The organism is Streptomyces sp. 8L (assembly GCF_020176795.1).
Taxonomy (GTDB): Bacteria; Actinomycetota; Actinomycetes; order Streptomycetales; family Streptomycetaceae; genus Streptomyces.
In genome coordinates this window covers 1-1,722 of sequence record NZ_JAIUKE010000855.1, presented here as the reverse complement: position 1 = coordinate 1,722, position 1,722 = coordinate 1, and the positions used below count along the sequence as shown (strand labels likewise).

Annotated in this window: 1 protein-coding gene; it reads left to right on the top strand. The window is 69.7% G+C overall.

From position 1 onward, the window contains the following. The first annotated feature begins 57 nt into the window (after window positions 1-57). A complete protein-coding gene (locus LCE31_RS39425; protein ID WP_225023087.1) occupies window positions 58-1,707 on the top strand; it encodes an IS4 family transposase in 1,650 nt (549 codons plus the stop codon). Window positions 1,708-1,722 lie beyond the last annotated feature (15 nt).

Here is a 1,722-nt window from a genome sequence, read left to right as displayed (position 1 = left end):
AACGGAGCTCGTTGGTACAGGCAGTCGACCAAGACAGCTTGTACCTGAGGAGCTCCGTTGCTGTTGCATTCTGTCCTGCCGTCGCCGCTGACGGCTATCACCCGTACGGTGACCGTGGCCGCGGGCCGCTTCGCGCCGGGGCATCTGGGGGAGCTGACGTCGATCGTGCCGTTCGAGCTGGTCGATGCGGTGCTGGCGGAGACACGGACGGTGCAGCGGCGGCTACGTGATCTGCCGTCCCGGGTCGGGGTGTACTTCCTGCTCGCGACGTGTCTGTTCCCCGAGGTCGGCTACCGGCTGGTGTGGGACAAGCTGGTCGGCGGCCTGGCGGGGCTGCCGGTGGCCTCGCCGAGCGCGAAGGGGGTGCGGGACCTGCGGCGCCGGCTGGGAACCGCACCGATGCGGGCGCTGTTCGAGGTACTCGCCGGGCCGCTGGCCCGCCCGATGACGCCGGGGGTGCGGTTCGGTGGCTACCGGACAGTGTCGTTCGACGGCTGCAGCTCGCTGCGGGTACCGGACTCGCCGCGTAACCGGGCCTGGCTGGGACGGACGGCGCATCACGGCTATCCCACCCTGGAGTTGATGACGCTGGTCGAAACCGGGACCAGGTCCCTGATCGGCGCGGTGTTCGGCCCCACCGACGAGGGCGAGACCAGTTATGCCGGCCGTCTGCTGCACCTGCTGAGACCGGACATGCTGGTGCTGTGGGACAAGGGATTCGACGGCAACGCCTTCCTCACGGCGGTGACCGCGACCGGCGCGCAGGTACTGGGCCGGCTCCGCAACAACCGCCGCACCCCGGTCCTGACCCGCCTCGCCGACGGCTCCTACCTCTCGGTGATCGGCACCGTGAAGGTCCGCGTCATCGACGCCGAGATCACGGTGACCTGCGACGACGGCAGCGTGTTCACAGGCTCCTACCGCCTGGCCACTACCCTGACCGACGCCCGCCGCCATCCCGCTGCCACCCTCATCGGCCTCTACCACGAGCGCTGGGAACACGAGAGCGCGTACTACGCGCTCCGCCACACAATCCTGCACGGACACGTGATGCGCTCAAACGATCCGGCCGGACTTGACCAGGAGATGTGGACGTTGCTGTCGCTCTACCAGGCGTTGCGGGCGGTGATGGTGGAGGCCGCCGAGTCCGTACCCGGCACCGACCCGGACCGCTGCTGCTTCACCGTGGCCCTCCAGACCGCCCGCGACCAGGTCGTCCAGGCCGCCGGCATCGTCCCCGACGAGGCCGGCGGCCCCGGGCTGATCGGCCGACGGGTCCTGGCCCGGCTCCTGCCGTCCCGTCGGCGCCGGGTCAGCACCCGCAAGGTCAAGTCCCCGATGTCCCGCTACAGCGAGCGACGCAACGACGGCCGCCCCGACCGCAGCCGCACCGTCACCCAGCTCGCCGTCACCGTCCTCGAAGCCGGCCCCGAACACCCGCCGCTACCCGCGGTCTCGCGCGACGATCGGAACGCCCTCCCCGCCCAGCGCCGACGGCACCGCATCCTCGTCCTGCTCCACGACGACCCGACCCGCCTGTGGAGAGTTGCAGAGATCGCCGCCCGCTTCGGCGACATCCGGCTGGACACCATGTATCGGCAACTCTCCCCATGGGCCGACAGCGGCCTCATCCACAAGATCGGCCCCGGTCTCTACACAGCCACGACCTGGACACCAAATGCCTTGCAAACAAAGGCAGATCACTAACTTCCCGGCCTTGGG